Origin of the sequence: Bacillus sp. JNUCC-22, from assembly GCF_018861275.1 — a bacterium.
In the GTDB taxonomy this organism is placed as follows: domain Bacteria; phylum Bacillota; class Bacilli; order Bacillales; family Bacillaceae; genus Bacillus; species Bacillus velezensis.
The window spans coordinates 2,407,462-2,428,626 of sequence record NZ_CP076408.1 but is presented as its reverse complement, the minus strand read 5'-3'; the positions used below and the strand labels follow the sequence as shown (position 1 = coordinate 2,428,626).

25 protein-coding genes are annotated in these 21,165 nt (G+C 47.2%); 24 read left to right on the top strand and 1 reads right to left on the bottom strand.

Annotation, left to right across the window (positions count from 1 at the left end):
- Positions 1–14: 14 nt before the first annotated feature.
- The gene (locus JNUCC22_RS11570) at positions 15–971 is read right to left on the bottom strand and encodes a DUF1385 domain-containing protein (RefSeq protein ID WP_003153120.1); all 957 of its coding nucleotides are present in this window, start codon (positions 969–971) and stop codon (positions 15–17) included.
- A gap of 221 nt (positions 972–1,192) precedes the next feature.
- Here JNUCC22_RS11570 and JNUCC22_RS11565 point away from each other — a divergent pair, with 221 nt between their 5' ends.
- The 24 genes from JNUCC22_RS11565 (at position 1,193) to recN (ending at position 21,028) form a co-directional block, all read left to right on the top strand.
- Entirely contained in the window at positions 1,193–1,723 is a 531-nt protein-coding gene (locus JNUCC22_RS11565; RefSeq protein ID WP_108655007.1) for a YqhR family membrane protein, read from the top strand.
- 131 nt (positions 1,724–1,854) lie between these two features.
- Positions 1,855–2,916, top strand: a complete 1,062-nt coding sequence (locus JNUCC22_RS11560) for a M24 family metallopeptidase (RefSeq protein WP_216061741.1) — start codon at positions 1,855–1,857, stop codon at positions 2,914–2,916.
- A gap of 24 nt (positions 2,917–2,940) precedes the next feature.
- Positions 2,941–3,498: an elongation factor P gene (gene efp / locus JNUCC22_RS11555; RefSeq protein WP_003153123.1), complete on the top strand. Its 558-nt coding sequence runs from the start codon at positions 2,941–2,943 to the stop codon at positions 3,496–3,498.
- 145 nt (positions 3,499–3,643) lie between these two features.
- Complete coding sequence (locus JNUCC22_RS11550) at positions 3,644–3,925, top strand: YqhV family protein (RefSeq protein ID WP_003153124.1); 282 nt, start codon at positions 3,644–3,646, stop codon at positions 3,923–3,925.
- A gap of 77 nt (positions 3,926–4,002) precedes the next feature.
- The gene (spoIIIAA, locus tag JNUCC22_RS11545; protein WP_007408342.1) at positions 4,003–4,926 is read left to right on the top strand and encodes a stage III sporulation protein AA; all 924 of its coding nucleotides are present in this window, start codon (positions 4,003–4,005) and stop codon (positions 4,924–4,926) included.
- Entirely contained in the window at positions 4,920–5,435 is a 516-nt protein-coding gene (gene spoIIIAB / locus JNUCC22_RS11540; RefSeq protein WP_216061740.1) for a stage III sporulation protein SpoIIIAB, read from the top strand. The genes spoIIIAA and spoIIIAB overlap by 7 nt, the downstream gene beginning before the upstream one ends.
- Positions 5,436–5,457: 22 nt before the next feature.
- A complete protein-coding gene (gene spoIIIAC, locus JNUCC22_RS11535; protein WP_003153142.1) occupies positions 5,458–5,664 on the top strand; it encodes a stage III sporulation protein AC in 207 nt (68 codons plus the stop codon).
- Positions 5,665–5,676: 12 nt separating this feature from the next.
- On the top strand, positions 5,677–6,066 hold the full coding sequence (gene spoIIIAD, locus JNUCC22_RS11530) for a stage III sporulation protein AD (protein ID WP_071392571.1): 390 nt from the start codon (positions 5,677–5,679) through the stop codon (positions 6,064–6,066).
- A gap of 32 nt (positions 6,067–6,098) precedes the next feature.
- On the top strand, positions 6,099–7,307 hold the full coding sequence (gene spoIIIAE / locus JNUCC22_RS11525) for a stage III sporulation protein AE (RefSeq protein WP_003153145.1): 1,209 nt from the start codon (positions 6,099–6,101) through the stop codon (positions 7,305–7,307).
- 16 nt (positions 7,308–7,323) lie between these two features.
- The gene (spoIIIAF, locus tag JNUCC22_RS11520; protein ID WP_003153146.1) at positions 7,324–7,944 is read left to right on the top strand and encodes a stage III sporulation protein AF; all 621 of its coding nucleotides are present in this window, start codon (positions 7,324–7,326) and stop codon (positions 7,942–7,944) included.
- A complete protein-coding gene (gene spoIIIAG, locus JNUCC22_RS11515; RefSeq protein WP_007408345.1) occupies positions 7,937–8,629 on the top strand; it encodes a stage III sporulation protein AG in 693 nt (230 codons plus the stop codon). The genes spoIIIAF and spoIIIAG overlap by 8 nt, the downstream gene beginning before the upstream one ends.
- 3 nt (positions 8,630–8,632) lie before the next feature.
- On the top strand, positions 8,633–9,283 hold the full coding sequence (locus JNUCC22_RS11510; protein ID WP_007408346.1) for a SpoIIIAH-like family protein: 651 nt from the start codon (positions 8,633–8,635) through the stop codon (positions 9,281–9,283).
- Between the two features lie 153 nt (positions 9,284–9,436).
- Complete coding sequence (gene accB / locus JNUCC22_RS11505) at positions 9,437–9,916, top strand: acetyl-CoA carboxylase biotin carboxyl carrier protein (RefSeq protein WP_007408347.1); 480 nt, start codon at positions 9,437–9,439, stop codon at positions 9,914–9,916.
- A gap of 14 nt (positions 9,917–9,930) precedes the next feature.
- Positions 9,931–11,283 (top strand): acetyl-CoA carboxylase biotin carboxylase subunit, encoded by a 1,353-nt coding sequence (accC, locus tag JNUCC22_RS11500; protein WP_007408348.1) that lies wholly within the window; start codon positions 9,931–9,933, stop codon positions 11,281–11,283.
- Positions 11,284–11,304: 21 nt separating this feature from the next.
- Positions 11,305–11,712 (top strand): Asp23/Gls24 family envelope stress response protein, encoded by a 408-nt coding sequence (locus JNUCC22_RS11495; protein ID WP_003153156.1) that lies wholly within the window; start codon positions 11,305–11,307, stop codon positions 11,710–11,712.
- Positions 11,713–11,976: 264 nt separating this feature from the next.
- A complete protein-coding gene (nusB, locus tag JNUCC22_RS11490; RefSeq protein ID WP_007408349.1) occupies positions 11,977–12,369 on the top strand; it encodes a transcription antitermination factor NusB in 393 nt (130 codons plus the stop codon).
- Positions 12,370–12,380: 11 nt separating this feature from the next.
- The gene (gene folD / locus JNUCC22_RS11485; protein WP_007408350.1) at positions 12,381–13,232 is read left to right on the top strand and encodes a bifunctional methylenetetrahydrofolate dehydrogenase/methenyltetrahydrofolate cyclohydrolase FolD; all 852 of its coding nucleotides are present in this window, start codon (positions 12,381–12,383) and stop codon (positions 13,230–13,232) included.
- A gap of 123 nt (positions 13,233–13,355) precedes the next feature.
- Entirely contained in the window at positions 13,356–14,699 is a 1,344-nt protein-coding gene (xseA, locus tag JNUCC22_RS11480; RefSeq protein WP_007408351.1) for an exodeoxyribonuclease VII large subunit, read from the top strand.
- Positions 14,699–14,953, top strand: a complete 255-nt coding sequence (locus tag JNUCC22_RS11475) for an exodeoxyribonuclease VII small subunit (protein ID WP_007408352.1) — start codon at positions 14,699–14,701, stop codon at positions 14,951–14,953. Before xseA ends, JNUCC22_RS11475 begins: the two co-directional genes overlap by 1 nt.
- A complete protein-coding gene (locus JNUCC22_RS11470; protein ID WP_007408353.1) occupies positions 14,943–15,833 on the top strand; it encodes a polyprenyl synthetase family protein in 891 nt (296 codons plus the stop codon). The genes JNUCC22_RS11475 and JNUCC22_RS11470 overlap by 11 nt, the downstream gene beginning before the upstream one ends.
- Positions 15,834–15,976: 143 nt before the next feature.
- The gene (gene dxs, locus JNUCC22_RS11465; protein ID WP_012117963.1) at positions 15,977–17,878 is read left to right on the top strand and encodes a 1-deoxy-D-xylulose-5-phosphate synthase; all 1,902 of its coding nucleotides are present in this window, start codon (positions 15,977–15,979) and stop codon (positions 17,876–17,878) included.
- Complete coding sequence (locus JNUCC22_RS11460; protein WP_007612503.1) at positions 17,875–18,720, top strand: TlyA family RNA methyltransferase; 846 nt, start codon at positions 17,875–17,877, stop codon at positions 18,718–18,720. The genes dxs and JNUCC22_RS11460 overlap by 4 nt, the downstream gene beginning before the upstream one ends.
- Positions 18,721–18,816: 96 nt before the next feature.
- Positions 18,817–19,266, top strand: coding sequence for a transcriptional regulator AhrC/ArgR (argR, locus tag JNUCC22_RS11455; protein ID WP_003153173.1), 450 nt, complete (start codon positions 18,817–18,819; stop codon positions 19,264–19,266).
- A gap of 31 nt (positions 19,267–19,297) precedes the next feature.
- Positions 19,298–21,028 (top strand): DNA repair protein RecN, encoded by a 1,731-nt coding sequence (gene recN, locus JNUCC22_RS11450; RefSeq protein WP_007408359.1) that lies wholly within the window; start codon positions 19,298–19,300, stop codon positions 21,026–21,028.
- Positions 21,029–21,165 lie beyond the last annotated feature (137 nt).

Genomic DNA, 21,165 nt, shown 5'->3' with positions numbered 1-21,165 from the left:
ATAACGGTAACGGTTCAGATTACGTTGTGAGACGGTTTTTCGCTCTGTTCTGAAATGTCTTCCAGTCTGAGAAGCTCGTTAAAGCTTTCTATGGCAACCTCGACCTGGTCATCCGCCGGTTCCTTTGTCGTTAAAAGCTGCAGCCACAGGCCGGGATAACCGAGCACTTTCAAAACGGGGATATTCCGCACTCTGTTCGTCAGCTGGAGCACTTCAAAGGAGATGCCGAGAACGACCGGTATAAGCGCAATCCTGTCTAAAATCCGCACCCAAAGCGGATCTGTCGGAACGAGTAAATAGACGAACATGCCGACAATGATCGTAAATAAAATAAAGCTTGAACCGCAACGGTAATGAAGCCGTGACTGTTTCTGAACATTTTCTATTGTAATTGGCAAATTCTGTTCATAACAGTTTATGACCTTATGTTCGGCTCCATGATATTGAAACACTCTTTTAATTAACGGCGTCATTGATAAAAAATAAATGTAGCCGAGAAGCAGAATAAGCTTAAACAGACTTTCGATTCCGATCTGTGCGGCGTCTGAGGAAAATACGGGCCTTACAAGCTCCGCTAAGAAGACCGGGACGAGCGTAAAAACGAATTTGCTGAACAAAAACGACAGAACGCCGATCACCGCCAAGCTGAAAAACATCGATAAGCCAGAACCCTTCTTATCTTCCTGCTCCAGCTTGGCGTCATCCTGAGGATCAAGCCCGTATCGTTCGCTGGAAAAGTTTAAATGCTTTGTGCCGTTGGCGCTCGCCTCAATGATGGCGACGATTCCCCGCAAAAAAGGAATCTTTTTTAAAGCCGAAAGCTTGGCGTTCGGCACTCTCGGAAGCTTGAAAAAATCAATGCTTCCGTCATTCCTGCGGATGGCGGTAACATAATTTTTTCTGCCGCCGAACATGACTCCTTCAACGACAGCCTGCCCGCCGTATGCAGGGGGCGTTTTTTGTTTGGACATTGTTTATCAACCTGCCTGTTTTCTTAGGATTTACTAACCATTTCCTTTCACTCTATTGTACAGGAAACCTCGGTAAACCTCTAGTTAGACAGCCGGAAAATCAATGCTTTTTCTACAGGCAGTATACCCCGTTTCTTTAGATTTTACTCATTGAATGAAAATATGGCGCAGCTTTTTATGACTTTTCAATTTTGGGGCAGTCTATGACTGGAGGTGCCATGATGACAAGCGAAAAACATTCAGAACAGGAAGAAAAAAAGAAGCAGGATGATGATCAGCAGCCTGTTTCATTTACCGGCAGAATTTGCGGTATCGGATTTGCCGGCGGTGTATTTTGGAGTTTGATCGGCTATCTCGGGTATGTCTTTCATTTTTCAGAGATCAGCCCCAACATGATTCTTCAGCCGTTTATGATCGGAGAATGGAAAAAACAATGGCTCGGCACGATGGTCAGCATCGTTGTCATCGGATTCATTTCAATTGCCGGGGCGTTCATTTATTTCGTCTGCCTGAAACGTTTTAAAACCATGTGGCCGGGGATGGTGTACGGCATCATTTTATGGTGTGCGGTTTTTTTCTTATTCAATCCGATTTTCGAAGATGTGAAATCCGTCACTGAATTGAAATCAGATACAATCGTGACGACGCTTTGCCTTTACATTCTGTACGGTTTGTTTGTCGGCTACTCAATTTCCTTCAACTACAATGAACTTACGTCAGACAAGCTTGCAAGGGCGCTCGGCAACAAGTGAATAAGTGTATAATCCCTGTCCGGTATGGTAAAATGTTCACGAGAAGTGAACATTTTTTATGCTGAAAACCGGGCGGGGATGCTCCCGCGTTGTCAGGCGGCAGTCAAGAATCGGCGAGGAGGAGAAAGGGAATGAAACTTGAGAAATTGCGAAATCTTTTCGGTCAGCTGGATATAGACGGAATGTTGGTGACAAGCTCCGCCAATCTGCAGTATATGACGGGATTTACGGGTTCGTCAGGCCTTGCGGTCATATCGAGAGAACGTGCGGCATTTATCACGGATTTCCGTTACACCGAGCAGGCGAAGACGCAAGTGAAGGGTTTTGACATTATCGAGCACGGCGGAAGCTTAATCCAAACGGCTGCGGATACGATTCTTGAGTACGGCATTAAAAAACTCGGCTTCGAGCAAAACAGCATGACGTACGGAACATATGCATCCTACCAAGCTGTGCTGCAGGAAGCGGAGATGGTTCCCGTCGCGGATTCCGTTGAAAAGTTGCGCTTGATTAAGTCAAGTGAAGAGATTAAGATATTAGAGGAAGCTGCGAAGATTGCGGATGATGCGTTTGAACATATTCTGACGTTTATCAAACCAGGCATCTCAGAGATTTCAGTTGCAAACGAGCTTGAATTTTATATGAGACGTCAAGGAGCAGACGGCTCTTCCTTTGATATGATCGTCGCCTCGGGAGTCAGATCCAGCCTTCCCCACGGAGTGGCAAGCGGCAAATTGATTGAAAAGGGAGACTTGGTCACGCTCGATTTCGGCGCTTATTATAAAGGCTATTGTTCTGATATCACACGCACCGTCGCGGTCGGAGAGCCAAGTGATAAACTGAAAGAGATTTATCAGGTCGTATACGATGCCCAAGCGCTTGGTGTCCTGCATATTAAACCCGGCATGACGGGAAAAGAAGCGGACGCCCTGACGAGGGATCACATCACCGCAAAAGGCTACGGACAGTATTTCGGCCATTCGACAGGACACGGGTTTGGAATGGAAGTCCATGAATCACCGGGGCTGTCTCTCAGGTCATCGGCCGTTCTTGAGCCGGGCATGGCGGTAACGGTTGAGCCGGGCATATACATACCGGAAGTTGGGGGCGCAAGAATCGAAGATGATATCATCATCACTGACGACGGCAACCGGACAATTACGCATTCCCCTAAAGAATTAATTATTTTGTGATCGGAATATAGGAGGACATCAAACATGATTTCAGTTAACGATTTTCGTACAGGACTAACGATTGAAGTAGACGGCGGCATTTGGCGCGTCGTTGACTTCCAGCACGTAAAGCCGGGAAAAGGAGCGGCATTTGTCCGTTCTAAATTGCGTAACCTCCGCACGGGCGCTATTCAGGAGAAAACATTCCGTGCAGGTGAAAAAGTCGCGAAAGCTCAAATCGAAACAAAAACGATGCAGTATCTTTATGCCAACGGCGATCAGCACGTGTTCATGGATACAAGCTCATATGAACAGCTTGAATTGAACGAAAACCAAATCGAAGAAGAATTGAAATATCTTCTGGAAAATATGTCTGTGCACATCATGATGTATCAGTCTGAAACGCTCGGTATTGAACTGCCGAACACAGTTGAACTGAAAGTTGTTGAAACAGAGCCGGGAATTAAAGGCGACACGGCGTCAGGCGGCACAAAACCTGCCAAAACGGAAACAGGTCTTGTCGTAAACGTACCGTTTTTCGTGAACGAAGGCGATACGCTGGTTGTAAATACATCAGACGGCTCTTACGTGTCAAGAGCGTAGTCAAAGAAATTCGGAGTCTGCTCCTTTTACGGGGCAGGCTTTTTTTGCGTTCTGCCTGAATCTTTCTTCTATATGAAAATAGTGAGACTACTTCCGTCAGCTAGAGCATATAGTGTAACAAAATGCTTGAAGTTGGGGGATTGCAATGAAATTTTTGTTTGGTTCAATCAATTCTACTGTTTTAACGATGGCCGGTTTACGAGTTTTGTCCTCGCTCATTGAATTATCGGCCGCTATTATCATGCTTTTGACAAACGACATCAGAAAGGCGGTTGTGGTGAATAGTATTTTGGCAATCGTCGGCCCGCTGATCTTTATCATCACAATGACGATCGGCATTTATCAGATTGCCGGACAGCTCTCATATGCAAAATTAATATTGATTTTTGCGGGAGTGGTGCTGATTTTGGCCGGTGTGCATAAATAGAGGGCCGGGGTGTCATAAAGTCTGTCCCGGATCATACATTTTAAAGAAGCCAATCGGTAAAAAAGGAGGAGACTCTATTGAATGAGATTACAGAGGTTCTCCCTGAATTATTGAGAGATGCCATCTCCGCCGTGCCCGAAGAAGCGAGGCGGGATACAGAAGAAATCAGAATCCGCGTCGACAGGCCGGTTGAACTGATCCAAAAAGGACAACCTTTGTATTTGTCATATGTCTGTACGGCCGGCGACGCACAGCTGATCCTCAGCCGGCTCAGCAATTACAGTATGTACACGCTGGAAGAAGAGCTGAAAAAAGGATATATCACAATCAGAGGAGGCCACCGTGTGGGGCTGGCCGGAAGAGTCATCGTCGAAAACGGAGCCGTCAAAGGACTCCGGGATATTACTTCTTTTAATATCCGAATCGCCCGGGAGAAGCTGGGAATCGCAGAACCGCTCATTCCTTTCTTATGGAAAGAAAACTGGCTGAATACGCTGATCATCGGTCCTCCGCAAACGGGGAAAACGACTTTGCTTCGTGATTTGGCCCGGCTTTCCAGCACCGGATCAAAACGCATTCCCGCAAAAAAGACAGGTATCGTAGATGAACGTTCGGAAATTGCCGGCTGCCTGCGGGGCATTCCCCAGCACAGTTTCGGCCGCAGAATCGATGTCCTTGATGCCTGTCCGAAGGCGGAAGGGCTGATGATGATGATTCGCTCTATGAGTCCTGATGTCATAATTGTGGATGAAATCGGGAGAATGGAAGACTCACAAGCGCTGCTGGAGGCGCTCCATGCGGGCGTATCCGTCATCGTATCTGCGCACGGGTGGAATATGAAAGACTTGGTCAAGAGGCCGTCGCTGAAAATGCTTTGGGAGGAAAACGTGTTTGACCGGTATGTTGAACTGTCAAGGCGCCGCGGTCCGGGAACGATCAGCAGGATGTACGGAAAGGATGGGGAACCTGTTCCACATGCTGAAAGCGTGATGACATGCTGAAGCTTTTGGGTGCCGTGTTTATTCTGACAGCGACGACTTGGACCGGATTTGAGATCGCCAAAATGTATATAGAAAGGCCGAGGCAGATCCGTCAGCTGCGCGCGGCGCTCCAATCGCTTGAAGCGGAAATCATGTTCGGGCATACACCGCTGCATACCGCCTCGGGACAAATTGCTGCACAGCTTTCCAAACCTGTATCGTTATTGTTTCAAGCTTTCAGCAGAAGGCTTGAGCAGGGATGCGATTCCGCCAAAACGGCTTGGGAACAGAGCTTGAAACATAATTGGTCGTCCATGGCGATGAAAAAAAGCGAATATGATGTGCTGAAGCAATTCGGAGAGACGCTCGGGCTCCATGACCGTGTTTCTCAGCAGAAACATATCAAGCTTGCGCTTACACATTTGGAAGCGGCGGAAGCGGATGCCGGACGGGCGCAGGCGAAAAATGAAAAAATGGTGAAAAGCTTAGGATTTTTAGCCGGACTGTTACTCATTCTTCTATTGATGTAAACATGAGGGGAGCAAACATAAAATGGGAGTCGACGTAAATGTCATTTTTCAAATCGCCGGAGTCGGTATCGTGGTTGCGTTTCTGCACACCATACTTGACCAAATGGGAAAAAAAGAATACGCCCAATGGGTGACGCTGCTTGGCTTTATCTATATTTTATTTATGGTGGCGACGATTGTCGATGACCTGTTCAAAAAGATCAAAGCTGTGTTTCTATTCCAAGGATAGGGGGGCTTACAGATTGAGATTGTTCAAATTGTAGGTTTAGGCCTGATCGCCACATTTCTCTCCCTGATCGTAAAAGAACAGAAACCGACTTTCGCGTTTATGATTGTCGTCTTCAGCGGCTGCGTGATCTTTCTTTATCTCATCGACCAGATTTACGACATTATCAGAATGATAGAAAAAATAGCCGTCAATGCAAATGTCAATATGGTCTATGTGGAAACCATTTTAAAAATTATCGGCATCGCCTACATCGCTGAATTCGGAGCGCAGCTTACAAAGGATGCGGGCCAGGGAGCGATCGCTTCGAAAATAGAGCTGGCCGGAAAAATTTTGATACTGGTAATGGCCGTGCCGATACTCACCGTCATTATTGAAACGATTCTCGGACTTATTCCTTCTTGATCAAAAATAAAATGGAAAGGGGGGCACAAAAAATGAAGCGCTTTCGGTGGGCGGGAGCTTTTTTGTTCATCCTCTTATTTTTTCAGACTGAATGTGTACAAGCTGCCGGAACAGACGGTGCGTCGCAGGAAACCGCAGTTCACCAAGAATCTGCTGATGAAGTGGCGAAAAAGCAGGCCGAAGCGCTGAAAACAGAAGGCATCGGAAAGTTTTGGGACGACATCATGACAGAATACGGCGGTCTTCTGCCTGAAAGCCAAAAGGGAAGCATCATCGACTTTATTAACGGAGAAAAAACGTTCTCGCCGGAGGCATGGCTAAAGGCTTTATTTTCATACTTGTTTCATGAAGTGCTCGCAAACGGAAAGCTTCTGGGAACTTTGATTCTTCTCACCATTTTTTGTGTCATTCTGCAGCTCCTGCAAAATGCGTTCCAGCAGAGCACCGTCAGCAAAGTGGCTTATGCAATCGTCTACATGGTGCTGATTATTCTCGCTTTAAACAGCTTTCATGTTGCCGTCAATTATGCCAGTGAAGCGATCCAGACGATGACAAGCTTCATTCTCGCGCTCATCCCGCTTTTACTCGCGCTTTTGGCGTCTTCCGGGGGAGCCGTCTCCGCAGCTTTTTTTCACCCCGTTATTTTATTTCTGATGAATACGAGCGGCCTTCTCATTCAAAACATCGTCATGCCGCTTATCTTCCTGTCAGCGATTTTAAGCATCGTCAGCACGATGACGGATCAATATAAAGTCACGCAGCTTGCCAATCTGCTCAGAAATATCGCGATCGGCGCGCTTGCCGTATTTCTCACCGTGTTTCTCGGCGTCATCTCCGTACAGGGGGCTTCGGCTGCCGTGACGGACGGGATTACGCTCAGGACTGCAAAATTTATAACAGGCAATTTTATTCCCGTACTCGGCCGGATGTTTACGGATGCGACGGATACGGTCATCAGCGCCTCGCTCCTATTAAAAAACACCGTGGGAATCCTCGGAGTCGGAATTTTGATCTGCATCTCCGCGTTTCCGGCGATCAAAGTGCTCTCGCTCGCTTTTATTTATAAGCTCGCGGCCGCTATTCTGCAGCCGCTCGGAGGCGGGCCCGTCATTACGTGCCTCGGCGTCATCAGCAGAAGCGTACTGTATATTTTCGCGGCGCTCGCCATCGTCTCTCTCATGTTTTTCCTCAGCATCACAGTCATTATTACAGCAGGCAACCTCACTATGATGATGAAATAAAGGAGGCCCATTGGATATGAGCTTTTTAACAGAATGGCTGACAAGCATTATTTTATTTATCTTATTCGCCATCGTCATCGACATGCTGCTGCCCAGCTCCAGTATGCAAAAATACGCAAAGATGGTTGTCAGCCTGCTGTTAATCATTGTCATGCTCAACCCGATATTCAAACTTTTCAAAACAGACCCGGAAATCATCTTCGATTATTTGACAAAACAAGAGCAATCTCAATCCGCTGATATAAAAAATCAAATTAAATCAGAAAAAAAAGAAATACAAGCATCAAACCGCGCATATGTTTTAGAAGAAATGGCTGTCCAACTAAAAAAGAAAGCGGAGGAGATGTTCAGTCATGACGAATACAAAATAGACGACATCCGCCTTACAGCGGAAGAACAGGTTCGTTCAGAAGAAGATGTAAAAACGATCAGCGTGTATATGGCCCCATCTTCTGAAAAAACCGTGCAAACCGTCGCACCGATCGACATCCGCACAGACCGCAAATACGAACCGGAAGGCGCAGCCGACAAAAAAGAGGCCGCAGACATCAAAGAAAAACTTGCGGATATATGGGAAATCGGCAGTGAGAAAATTACGGTTTATATGGAAGGCGGGGAGAAAAACGGCCATGAATAAAAACGGACTATGGACCATACTCAAAAAACAGCTGATGATCGGACAGGCGAAAGACGGAGAAAAACCAAAACTGACAAAATATCATTACTTTCTGTTCGTGTTTGTGCTCGGGGTATCTTTTATGCTGGTGAGCCAGCTGTTCTCTTCACCGGAGAATACCGGGAAGGACCAAGCGGTGCAGACCGTCATGTCCGGCCGAACGGAAGACAAAAGCGGGCAAAAAAGCGCACCCGTTTTTAAGGCATCGAAAGACGGCAGCGCAAAAACCACGATCGATGATTACGAAAGAGACTATGAAAACCAGCTGAAAGAAATCCTTGAAACGATTATCGGCGTGGAGGATGTCTCAATTGTCGTAAACGTAGACGCAACATCTTTGAAAGTGTTTGAGAAAAATAAAACGAAAAAAGACACCACCACTGAAGAAACCGATAAAGAAGGCGGCAAAAGAAGCGTAACCGATCAAACCTCTGAAGAACAAATTGTCATGATTCGAAACGGGGATCAGGAAACCCCGGTCGTCGTCCAGACGAAAAAGCCCGATATCCGCGGTGTACTCGTTGTCGCTCAGGGAGTGGACAACGTTCAAATAAAAAAAACCATCATTGATGCCGTCACAAGGGTGCTTGATGTTCCGAGCTACCGTGTAGCGGTTGCCCCTAAAAAAATCAAGGAGGATTCATAAATCATGCTGAAAAAACAAACGGTTTGGCTTTTAACAATGCTCAGTCTCGTCGTGGTATTAAGTGTTTATTATATTATGTCGCCGGAAAGCAAAAATGCCGTGCAGATGAAAAGCGAAAAAAGCAGCGGAGAAGTCGCCACTGAAAAAACGCCGGCTCCTGAAACGAAAGATAAGAGCGGAAGCGGCACGGAAAAAGAAGACGGTACAAAAGGAACGAAAGATTCTAAAGGCACAAAAGAGGATAAAGAAACATCAGCCGAAGCTTCGGACAAAGACGGATCGGTCGCCACAGAAACAGCTGATGAAAACTTATTTACCGCATACCGCATGGAGCTTGAAGACGCGAGAAGCAAAGAAAGGGAACAGTTAAACAGCATTGTTTCAAGCGATGATGCGACCGCAAAGGAAAAAAGCGAAGCCTACGATAAAATGACGGCGCTGAGCAATGCTGAAGGGACGGAAAAACAGCTGGAAACGCTGATTAAAACACAAGGCTACAAAGATGCGCTCGTGGATGCTGAAGGAGACAAAATCAACATTACCGTCATGTCTGACAAACATTCAAACGCAAAAGCTTCCGCTATCATTGACCTGGTGGAAAAAGAAATCAAGACGATGAAAGACGTCGCCGTCACGTTTGAACCGACAAAATAAGAGACCTGAACCGCCCGCACCCGCTGCGGGCTTTTCTGATGTCATTTTAGATCAGTGTTGAATTTACACAAGCGCTCCTGTAAGATAAACATAGTATGTACTTTTAGTAGCAACCCATAAATTTCTATTTTTTATACATAGGAGTGGAAACTGATGTTAAAAATCAACGAAATTCATGAACTGATAAAAAGAATCGATGAATCTTCCATCGACGAATTTGTTTACGAAATTGAAGGCGTAAGCCTCAAACTGAAAAAAAATGAAGCGCCGGCAGTGAATGTAACGGGACAAGCCCAAGCCGTTCCCGCCGCTTACGCACCTGCTCCGCAGGCTGCAAAACCGGAAGCGAGTGAAGCCGCTCCTGCTCAGGAAGCGCCGAAACAAGACGAAAACCTGCACAAAATTACGTCTCCGATGGTCGGAACGTTTTATGCTTCTTCATCGCCGGAAGCCGGCCCTTACGTAAACCAAGGTTCAAAAGTGAGCGAAAATACAGTTGTTTGTATCGTAGAAGCAATGAAACTCTTTAACGAGATTGAAGCCGAAGTAAAAGGAGAAATCGTTGAAGTGTTAGTTGAAAACGGCCAGCTGGTCGAATACGGACAACCTCTATTTCTTGTAAAAGCTGAGTAAGGAGACCTGCTATTATGATTAAAAAGCTATTGATCGCCAACCGAGGAGAAATCGCCGTCAGAATCATCCGGGCCTGCAAAGAGCTGGGCATTGAAACTGTAGCCGTTTATTCTGAGGCAGATAAAGACGCCCTGCATGTCCAAATGGCCGATGAGGCTTTTTGTATCGGGCCGAAAACATCAAAAGAAAGCTATTTAAATGTAACGAACATCGTCAGCGTCGCAAAGCTGACCGGCACGGATGCGATTCATCCGGGATACGGGTTTTTAGCTGAAAACGCCGACTTTGCCGAGCTGTGCGAAGAATTAAACGTAACGTTTGTCGGCCCTACGGCTGACGCCATTTCAAAAATGGGAACAAAAGATATCGCCCGCGACACGATGCAGCTGGCGGGCGTGCCGATTGTGCCCGGTTCAAAAGGAATCATAAAAAATACGGAAGAAGCGGTTTCGCTTGCAGGTGAAATTGGGTATCCTGTCATTATAAAAGCCACTGCGGGCGGAGGCGGAAAAGGCATCCGGGTCGCACGCACAGAAGAAGAATTGATCAAAGGCATTGAGATTACCCAGCAGGAAGCCGCTACGGCATTCGGAAATCCGGGTGTGTACATCGAGAAGTACATAGAAGATTTCCGCCATGTTGAAATTCAGGTGCTTGCGGATAATTACGGAAACACGATCCATCTCGGAGAGCGTGACTGTTCTATCCAAAGACGTCTGCAAAAACTTCTTGAAGAGTCACCGTCACCTGCGCTTGATTCTGAAATCAGGGAGCAGATGGGTGAAGCAGCGGTAAAAGCAGCGAAGGCCGTCGGTTACACGGGAGCCGGCACAGTAGAATTCATCTATGACTACAGAGAACAGCGCTACTACTTCATGGAGATGAACACGCGTATTCAAGTAGAGCACCCTGTCACAGAAATGGTGACGGGAACGGATCTGATCAAAGAACAGATCAAAGTGGCATCCGGACAGGAGCTTTCGCTCAGACAGGAAGATGTTGAATTTAACGGCTGGGCGATTGAATGCCGCATCAACGCTGAAAACCCTGCGAAAAACTTCATGCCTTCACCCGGTAAAATTAACATGTACCTGCCGCCGGGCGGACTCGGTGTACGCGTGGATTCAGCCGCATATCCCGGCTACTCGATCCCGCCGTACTATGACAGTATGATTGCTAAAGTCATCACATACGGAACAACGCGTGATGAGGCAGTCGCACGGATGAAACGCGCGCTGAGCGAATTCGTGATTGAAGGTATTGAAACGACGATTCCGTTCCATTTGAAACTGCTTGAACACGAAACATTTGTCAGCGGAGAGTTTAATACAAAGTTTTTAGAAACATATGATGTAATGGGCTCATAATTTTTGCGGGAGGTGAATTGAATGGAAGACAACAGTGTGCTTAAAATGGATCATGATGAGGCTCATTTAGGCAAGGTTGAAATTGCTCCTGAGGTCATTGAAGTCATTGCCGGCATCGCCGCTTCCGAAGTTGAAGGAGTTGCTGAAATGCGCGGCAATTTCGCCACGGGCGTCGTAGAACGCTTCGGCAAAATCAATCACGGCAAAGGCGTAAAGGTCGATTTAGCCGATGACGGGATTACCATCGACGTCTATTGCGTCGTTCAATTCGGGATCTCGATCCCGAAAGTGGCGGCAAGCGTTCAGGAGAATATCCGCCAAACCTTATTAAACATGACGTCTCTGACCATTAATGAAATCAATATTCATATCGTCGGCATTCAATTTGACACGAAAGCCCAAGAAGTCGAAATCGACGAAGAAATGTAATGAGCGTATAAAAACCAAGGGGATGGGCAGCCCTTTGGTTTTTTATACGTTTCCCGTCATTTCAGGCATGAAGAAAGCCGGCTTACAAACGGCAGCCGAGTTTCTTCATGCTGTGAAATCCGAATGAAATTAATACGGTTTGTGAAAATATTCGGCATTAGGGTGAAAAAACCTAAATTTCGACATGCGATTGAGAAAAAAATATGTTATGATCTCTTTAAGCTTAACGACAAGCGGATAAAGCGGATCTGAAGGAGAAAGAAAATGAAAAGAAGAACAGCTAGAGAAAAAGCTTTGCAGGCACTTTTTCAGATTGATGTCAGCGATATTGCACCGAACGATGCCATTGAGCACGCGCTTGATGGTGAAAAAACAGATGCCTTCTTTGAACAGCTGGTGTACGGAGTGATCGAACATCAGGTTCAGCTTGATGAAATGATTTCCGGCCATCTCGTCAATTGGAAGCTTGACCGGATTGCAAACGTAGACCGCGCGATCCTGCGTCTGGCGGTGTATGAAATGGTTTATTCTGACGACATTCCTGCTAACGTGTCATTAAACGAAGCAATCGAGCTGGCAAAACGGTTCGGCGACGATAAAGCTGCAAAATTCGTAAACGGGGTTCTTTCTAACATTAAAACTGATATCGAATCATAGGAGGAAAGAAAATGACTGCAACAATCATCGACGGAAAAGAAACGGCTAAAGAAAAACGCGAACAATTGGCAAAAGAAGTAGAAGAGCTGAAAGCACAAGGCGTAGTGCCTGGATTGGCGGTCATTTTAATCGGAGACGATCCCGCTTCTGTTTCATATGTGACAGGCAAGAAAAAAGCCGCTGAAACAATGGGAATGAAATTTAAGCTTGACCGCTTTGACTCAAGCTTAACCGAGGCGGAGCTTTTAACAGTGATTGATCAGTATAATCAAAATCCGGAATTCCACGGCATTCTCGTCCAGCTGCCGCTCCCGGATCATATTTCTGAAAAAGCCGTAATCGAGCGGATCTCCCCTGATAAGGATGTTGACGGTTTCCACCCTCTCAACGTCGGGAAAATGCTGCTTGGCGAAGATACATTTCTTCCATGCACGCCGCACGGAATTGTCGAGTTATTGAAAAAGACGAACGTAGATCTTTCCGGCAAAGAAGTTGTTGTAGTCGGACGAAGCAATATTGTCGGTAAACCGGTCGGCCAGCTGCTGCTGAACGAAAACGCGACCGTCACATATTGCCATTCCCGCACGAAAAATATGTCTGAGCATACGAAAAAAGCAGATATTCTTGTGGTAGCGGTCGGTAAAGCGAACTTCATCAAAGCCGATCAAATCAAAGAGGGCGCCATTGTCATTGATGTCGGCGTCAACCGTCTCGAAAGCGGAAAACTCTGCGGAGACGTTCAGTTTGATGAAGCGAAAGAAAAAGCATCTTTCATTACGCCGGTGCCGGGCGGAGTAGGTCCGATGACCATCACAATGCTTGCGCATAATACTGTTAAATCTGCCAGACGTACGTTATCATAGATAACCGGAGACAGTCACAAAAATTGTGACAATGAGCACGATACCCGCTTCTTAAGGCTCCTTTCAGCCAGAGCGGGTTTTCTTAGTTTAGGGCAAAAAGCCTTTATGAAAGGAGTGCAGGATGTGAGTGAAGCGGCATATGTCACGGTTTCCGCGCTGACCAAATACATTAAACGAAAATTCGATGTGGACCCTCATCTTGAAGACATTTGGATTAAGGGTGAGCTCTCCAATGTTAAAATTCATACGAGAGGCCACATCTATTTTACATTAAAAGATGAGCATGCCCGCATGCAGGCCGTCATGTTTCAGAGGCAAAGTTCGAGGCTTGCGTTTAAGCCAGAAGACGGAATGAAGGTCATCGTAAGAGGCGGCATCTCCGTCTATGAACCGAGCGGAAGCTATCAGCTGTACGCGAAAGAAATGCAGCCGGACGGTGTGGGGGCGCTCTACTTAGCATATGAAGAATTAAAGAAAAAACTTGCCGGCGAAGGGTTGTTTGATGACCGGCATAAGCAGGCCATCCCCGCTTTTCCGGCCACGATCGGGGTCGTCACGTCACCGACGGGAGCAGCCGTCAGAGACGTCATTACCACACTCAAAAGAAGATACCCCCTTGTGAAAGTCATTGTGCTTCCCGCGCTCGTTCAAGGTGAAAATGCCAGCAGATCGATTGTGAAGCGCATTGAAGAAGCCAATGCACAAAAAATGTGTGACGTCCTGATCGTCGGAAGGGGAGGGGGCTCGATCGAAGAATTGTGGGCATTTAACGAAGAAATCGTGGCCCGGGCGATTTTTGCTTCCGCCATTCCGATTATATCAGCCGTCGGACATGAAACAGATTTTACAATCAGTGATTTCGTCGCGGATATCCGGGCGGCAACGCCGACAGGAGCGGCAGAAATCGCCGTCCCCCACACGACGGACTTAATGGAACGGACAAAAACGGCGGAAGTCCGCCTGACAAGAGCGATGCAGCAGCATATCAGCAAGAAAAAAGAACGGGTTCAATCGCTCCAGTCATCCTACGCGTTCCGTTTTCCGAAACGATTGTATACCCAAAAAGAACAGCAGTTTGACCTTTTGTATCAGCAGTTCCAATCACAGCTCACAGGGCTTACGGACAGGAAACAAAGGCAGCTGGAGCGGAATACGTACAGATTAACGGCGCTTCACCCTGAAACCCAGCTGAAACAGGCGAAAAAACGGTACGAGGAGCGCTCAAATCAGCTCGCCCGAAGCATGAATGTCCAGTTGAAGCAGCTTCATTCGCAGTTTCAGACGGTTCTTGGTAAACTGAATGCATTAAGTCCCCTTCAGGTGATGGAGAGAGGATACAGCCTGGCCTATAAAGACAAAGAGCTGATCAAAAGCGTTGATCAAGTGGAACAAAATGATACGCTTGAAGTAAAGATGACAGACGGCGTTCTGACGTGTGAAGTATTGCAAAAGAGAGGCGAACGATAATGACAGAAACCAAAAAAAGTGAAGAGCTGACATTTGAAGAGGCGATGAAAGGCCTTGAAGGCATTGTGGCAAAGCTTGAAGAAGGAGACGTGCCGCTGGAGCAGGCGATTAATTATTTTCAGGAAGGGATGGCCCTTTCAAAAATGTGCCATGAAAAGCTTCAGCATGTCGAAAAGCAAATGGACTTTATTTTAAAAGATAACGGCGAACTTGCACCTTTCAGCGTTCAGGAGGAAGACGAAGGTGACAAATAAACTGGACGCATTTTTAGCATCGCGCAAACAACTGATTGAACAGCAGCTTTCTTTGTATACAGAACGGCTTGCGATGCCGGAAACCCTCAAAAAATCTATGCTGTATTCTTTGGAAGCGGGCGGAAAGAGGCTGCGCCCCCTCGTCGTCTTAGCCGTTCTGAATGCTTACGGAAAAGATGAAAAAGACGGGATTCCGGTCGGATGCGCTGTCGAAATGATTCATACGTATTCTTTAATCCATGATGATCTGCCTTGCATGGACGATGATGATCTGCGCCGGGGAAAGCCCACAAACCATAAAGTCTTCGGAGAAGCGGCAGCCGTATTGGCCGGAGACGGGCTTCTGACAGAAAGCTTTAAACTGATCACATCTCATGTGTCTGAGGCGGTTTCAGCAGAAAAACGACTCCGTCTCGTCGATGAGCTGATCAGCGCGGCGGGAACGGAAGGAATGGTCGGCGGACAGGCTGCCGACATGGAAGCGGAACAAAAGCGGATAACGCTTGAGGAGCTGGAATCCATCCACGAGCGGAAAACGGCCAAGCTCCTCGGTTTTTCCGTGACGGCGGGCGCCATTTTGGCAGATGCGCCGGAGGATGAAGTCGAAAAGCTGCGTCTGTTCAGCAGCCATATCGGCATCGGATTTCAAATCAGAGACGACATCCTTGATATTGAAGGGCATGAGGAGAGGATCGGCAAACCGGTCGGCTCAGATACGTCGAACGAAAAATCAACGTATCCGTCGCTTTTAACGCTTGAAGGCGCGAAAGAAAAGCTTGCGTATCATATCAGCGAGGCGAAACAGATCATCAGCGGCCTTTCTCTTCAGAAAGAACTGCTGCATGACCTCTGTGATTTAATCGCGGCGAGAGATCATTAAAAACGGTCCTGATTTGAAGGGGCTGCCGCTCCTATGGTAAAATGTAAGCAGTTTCGATGAAAATACAAAGGGAGTCTTTTTCTTTTTTCAAAAAGACACTGTTTAATTTGCAGAAATTCATGCTGAAAGTGAGTTGATCCGCTTTGGATCTTTTATCAATACAGGACCCGTCATTTCTTAAAAAGATGTCAATTGAACAGCTGGAAGAGCTGAGTGAGGAGATCCGCAATTTCCTCATCACATCGCTGTCTGCCTCTGGCGGCCATATCGGGCCGAACCTCGGGGTTGTCGAGCTGACAATTGCGCTTCACAAAGAATTTGACAGTCCGAAAGATAAATTTTTATGGGATGTCGGACATCAGTCCTATGTTCATAAACTGTTAACCGGACGCGGCAAGGAGTTTGAAACCTTGCGCCAATATAAAGGGCTTTGCGGTTTCCCGAAACGCAGCGAAAGCGAACATGACGTATGGGAAACAGGCCACAGCTCAACCTCGCTCTCAGGCGCGATGGGAATGGCTGCCGCCCGTGATATTAAAGGATCGAAAGAATATATCATCCCGATTATCGGAGACGGCGCTTTAACCGGAGGAATGGCGCTTGAAGCGCTGAACCATATCGGTGATGAGAAAAAAGACATGATCGTCATCCTGAATGATAATGAGATGAGCATTGCGCCGAATGTCGGGGCGATTCATTCTATGCTGGGACGGCTTCGCACGGCCGGCAAATATCAATGGGTAAAAGACGAGCTTGAATATTTATTTAAGCGCATCCCGGCCGTCGGCGGAAAATTGGCCGCCACAGCTGAACGGATAAAAGACAGTTTGAAATATATGCTTGTGTCAGGCATGTTTTTTGAAGAGCTGGGCTTTACGTATTTAGGCCCGGTTGATGGTCATTCCTACCACGAACTGTTTGAAAACCTGCAATACGCCAAAAAAACGAAAGGCCCTGTCCTGTTACATGTCATCACGAAAAAGGGCAAAGGCTATAAACCGGCTGAGACCGACACAATCGGCACATGGCACGGAACGGGTCCTTATAAAATCAATACGGGTGATTTCGTCAAGCCGAAAGCCGCGGCGCCTTCATGGAGCGGACTTGTCAGCGGCACCGTGCAGGAGCTGGCACGTGAGGATGACAGAATTGTCGCCATTACACCGGCCATGCCGGTCGGCTCCAAACTGGAAGGGTTTGCGAAAGAATTCCCTGAACGCATGTTTGATGTCGGAATCGCAGAACAGCATGCGGCGACGATGGCGGCTGGAATGGCGCTCCAAGGCATGAAGCCGTTTCTTGCGATTTATTCGACCTTTTTGCAGCGGGCGTACGATCAGGTCGTCCATGACATCTGCCGTCAAAACGCGAATGTATTTATCGGCATTGACCGCGCCGGTTTGGTCGGCGCTGACGGGGAGACGCATCAAGGCGTCTTTGACATCGCCTTTTTGCGGCATATACCAAACCTCGTTTTAATGATGCCGAAGGATGAAAATGAAGGCCGCCATATGGTCAATACAGCCCTTAATTATGAGGAGGGTCCGATCGCGATGCGCTTCCCGCGCGGAAACGGGCTCGGCGTAAAGATGGATAAAGAGCTGAAAACCATTCCGATCGGAACATGGGAAGTGCTCCGTCCCGGAAAAGACGCGGTCATTTTAACATTCGGTACGACCATTGAAATGGCGCTGGAAGCGGCTGAAGAACTGCAAAAAGAAGGCCTGTCCGTGCGTGTCGTGAATGCGCGGTTCATAAAACCGATTGATAAACAAATGATGAAGGCCATTCTTAATGAAGGTCTGCCGATTTTAACGATAGAAGAAGCCGTGCTTGAAGGCGGATTCGGCAGCACGATTCTTGAATACGCTCATGACCTCGGCATGTATCATACACCGATTGACAGAATGGGCATCCCAGACCGGTTTATTGAACACGGCAGCGTAACCGCCCTGCTTGAAGAAATCGGTCTCACTAAGGCTGAGGTTATGAACCGGATCAAACTGCTGATGCCGCCGAAGACACATAAAGGAATTGGATCATGACAGCAAAAAAAGAACGATTAGATGTACTTCTTGTAGAAAAAGGCCTTGCGGAAACGCGGGAAAAAGCGAAACGCGCCATTATGGCGGGCATCGTATACTCAAATGAAAACCGATTGGACAAACCGGGTGAAAAAATCGCCCGGGATCTTCCGTTAACGGTAAAAGGAAACCCTCTTAAATACGTCAGCAGAGGCGGATTAAAGCTTGAAAAAGCCCTGGAAGTGTTTCCCGTCTCGGTAAAAGGCAAAACGATGATTGACATCGGCTCGTCTACGGGGGGATTCACGGATTGCGCCCTCCAAAACGGAGCCGAGCGGTCCTACGCAGTGGATGTCGGCTATAATCAGCTTGCTTGGAAGCTCAGACAGGACGAGAGGGTCGTCGTCATGGAACGAACGAATTTCCGCTATTCCGAGCCTTCCGATTTCACAGAGGGTTTGCCGGAATTTGCGACAATCGATGTTTCTTTCATCTCACTCCGCCTCATTCTGCCGGTTTTAAAAACGCTGCTTGTACCGGGGAGCGATTGTATCGCACTGGTGAAGCCGCAATTTGAAGCCGGGCGGGAATCCGTCGGAAAAAAAGGCATTGTCAGAGATCCCGGCGTTCATACTGACGTTCTCCGCCGCATGAATCAATTTGCCGCTTCTGAAGGATATACAGTGAAAGGACTGTCCTTCTCACCGATTACAGGGGGAGACGGCAATATTGAGTTTCTGCTTCATTTGGAATGGGGCGGAGAAGACGGAAACGGCGCTGAACTGCCGGAAGAAGACATTCTCCGTACCGTCCGCGAAGCACATGAGACATTAAAAGCCAAAAAGACAGATGTACCGGAATAATAGGGGGCTATTATTCCTTTTTTCTGCCATCATGTACTTTTTATCAAGAAGCGGTTAACATAATGACAAGAACAGCTTGAAAACAGAGGTGCTTACATGACAAAAGGCCAAAGGCATATAAAAATCAGAGAGCTTATTACAAGCCATGAGATTGAAACGCAGGATGACTTAGTTGACATGCTGAGAGAAGAAGGATATAAGGTAACTCAGGCGACTGTCTCCAGAGACATTAAAGAGCTGCATCTCGTTAAGGTGCCGACAAACAACGGCTCCTACAAATACAGCCTGCCGGCGGATCAGCGGTTCAATCCGCTGTCAAAACTGAAGCGTTCATTAATGGATGCGTTCGTAAAAATTGACTCAGCAAGCCATATGATCGTATTAAAAACGATGCCGGGGAATGCTCAGGCAATCGGCGCTCTGATGGATAATCTCGAATGGGAAGAAATCATGGGCACGATTTGCGGAGATGACACGATCTTAATCATCTGCAGGACGCCTGAAGATACGGAGGGCGTTCAAAGCCGTCTTTTGGAGCTGCTGTAGCGTAATTATCAGATAAAAGGTGGAATGCTGTTTGTTAGCTGAACTATCAATAAAAAACTTTGCCATTATAGAGGAACTGACGATTTCGTTTGAACGGGGGCTCACCGTCCTGACGGGAGAAACAGGGGCCGGCAAGTCAATTATTATAGACGCCGTTTCCCTATTAGTCGGCGGCCGCGGCTCGTCTGAATTTGTCCGTTACGGTGAAACAAAGGCCGAGCTTGAAGGACTGTTTCTTTTGGACAGCGGTCATCCCGTTTTTGAAGTATGCCGTGAGCAGGGAATAGACGCATCTGACGACATGATTGTCATGAGAAGGGACATTAATGCCGGAGGAAAAAGCGTCTGCCGTGTCAACGGAAAATTAGTGACGATTGCGGCTTTGAGGGAAATCGGCAGACTTTTATTAGATATTCACGGACAGCATGATAACCAGCTGTTAATGGAGGACGATAAACACTTAGAGCTGTTGGACAGGTTTGCGGGCGCTGAGGCCGAATCCGCGCTTCAGGCTTACCATGAAGGCTATGAGCGTTATATGAAGCTGCTCAAAAAAGTGAAGAAGCTGTCAGAAAGCGAGCAGGAAATGGCGCATCGGTTAGACCTGATTCAATTTCAGCTTGAAGAAATCGAGTCGGCGAAGCTTGAATTGAATGAAGACGAGCTTCTTCAGGAAGAACGGAAGCAGATATCCAATTTTGAAAAAATTTATGAATCATTGCAAAACGCCTATAATGCGCTCCGCAGCGAGCAGGGGGGGCTTGACTGGGTCGGAATGGCCTCTGCCCAGCTTGAAGATATTTCGGATATCAATGAACCGCTGCAAAAGCTGTCAGAAAGCGTGTCAAGTTCCTATTACCTGCTGGAGGATGCCACCTTTCAGATGCGCAATCTGTTAGATGATCTGGAATATGACCCGGAACGGCTGAATTTTATTGAAACCCGTTTAAATGAGATCAAACAGCTGAAGCGCAAATACGGAGCGACGGTAGAAGACATTTTGGAATACGGCTCCAAAATAGAAGAGGAAATCGATCAAATCGAGAACCGCGACAGCCATCTTGAAGCGCTGAAGAAGGAATTGGAGTCTGTCGGCAAAGATGTGGCCGTAGAAGCCGCCAATTTATCAAAAATCAGAAAAGCTTGGGCTAAGAAACTGGCGGAAGCGATTCATCAGGAATTAAAAAGTCTGTATATGGGCAAATCAACGTTTGATACGGAATTTCTCGTGAAAACCGATCCGTCAGCCAGTGAAGCACCGGTTGTTAACGGGCAGCCCGTGCAGCTTACCCAAAAGGGGATTGACCTTGTGAAGTTTTTAATTTCAACAAACACCGGTGAACCTTTAAAACCGCTGTCAAAGGTCGCTTCCGGAGGCGAGCTTTCAAGGGTGATGCTGGCGATGAAGAGTATTTTTTCTTCCCAGCAGGATGTCACCTCCATCATCTTTGACGAAGTGGACACCGGTGTAAGCGGGCGGGTTGCCCAAGCCATCGCGGAAAAAATCCATAAAGTATCGACCGGTTCACAGGTGCTCTGCATTACACACCTGCCGCAGGTTGCTGCCATGGCGGATACGCACCTTCTGATCGCAAAAGAATTCAAAGACGGCCGGACGACAACGCATGTCACGCCGCTTTCCAAACAGGACAAGGTAGCGGAAATCGGCCGCATGATTGCGGGCGTTGAAGTGACCGATCTGACAAAACGGCATGCACAAGAGCTTCTAAAACAGGCCGGACAGGTAAAAACGACAGGATAAGCTGCTGATACATGCAGCTTATTTTTTTGTTCCATTTCTCTAACAGTGTATCCAATGTTTTTCTTCGTATGCCGGTTATAAATCAAGCGCAGGAAGGCAAAAGTATAGATGTAGCAGAAAAAGAAAGTGGTGTGGGA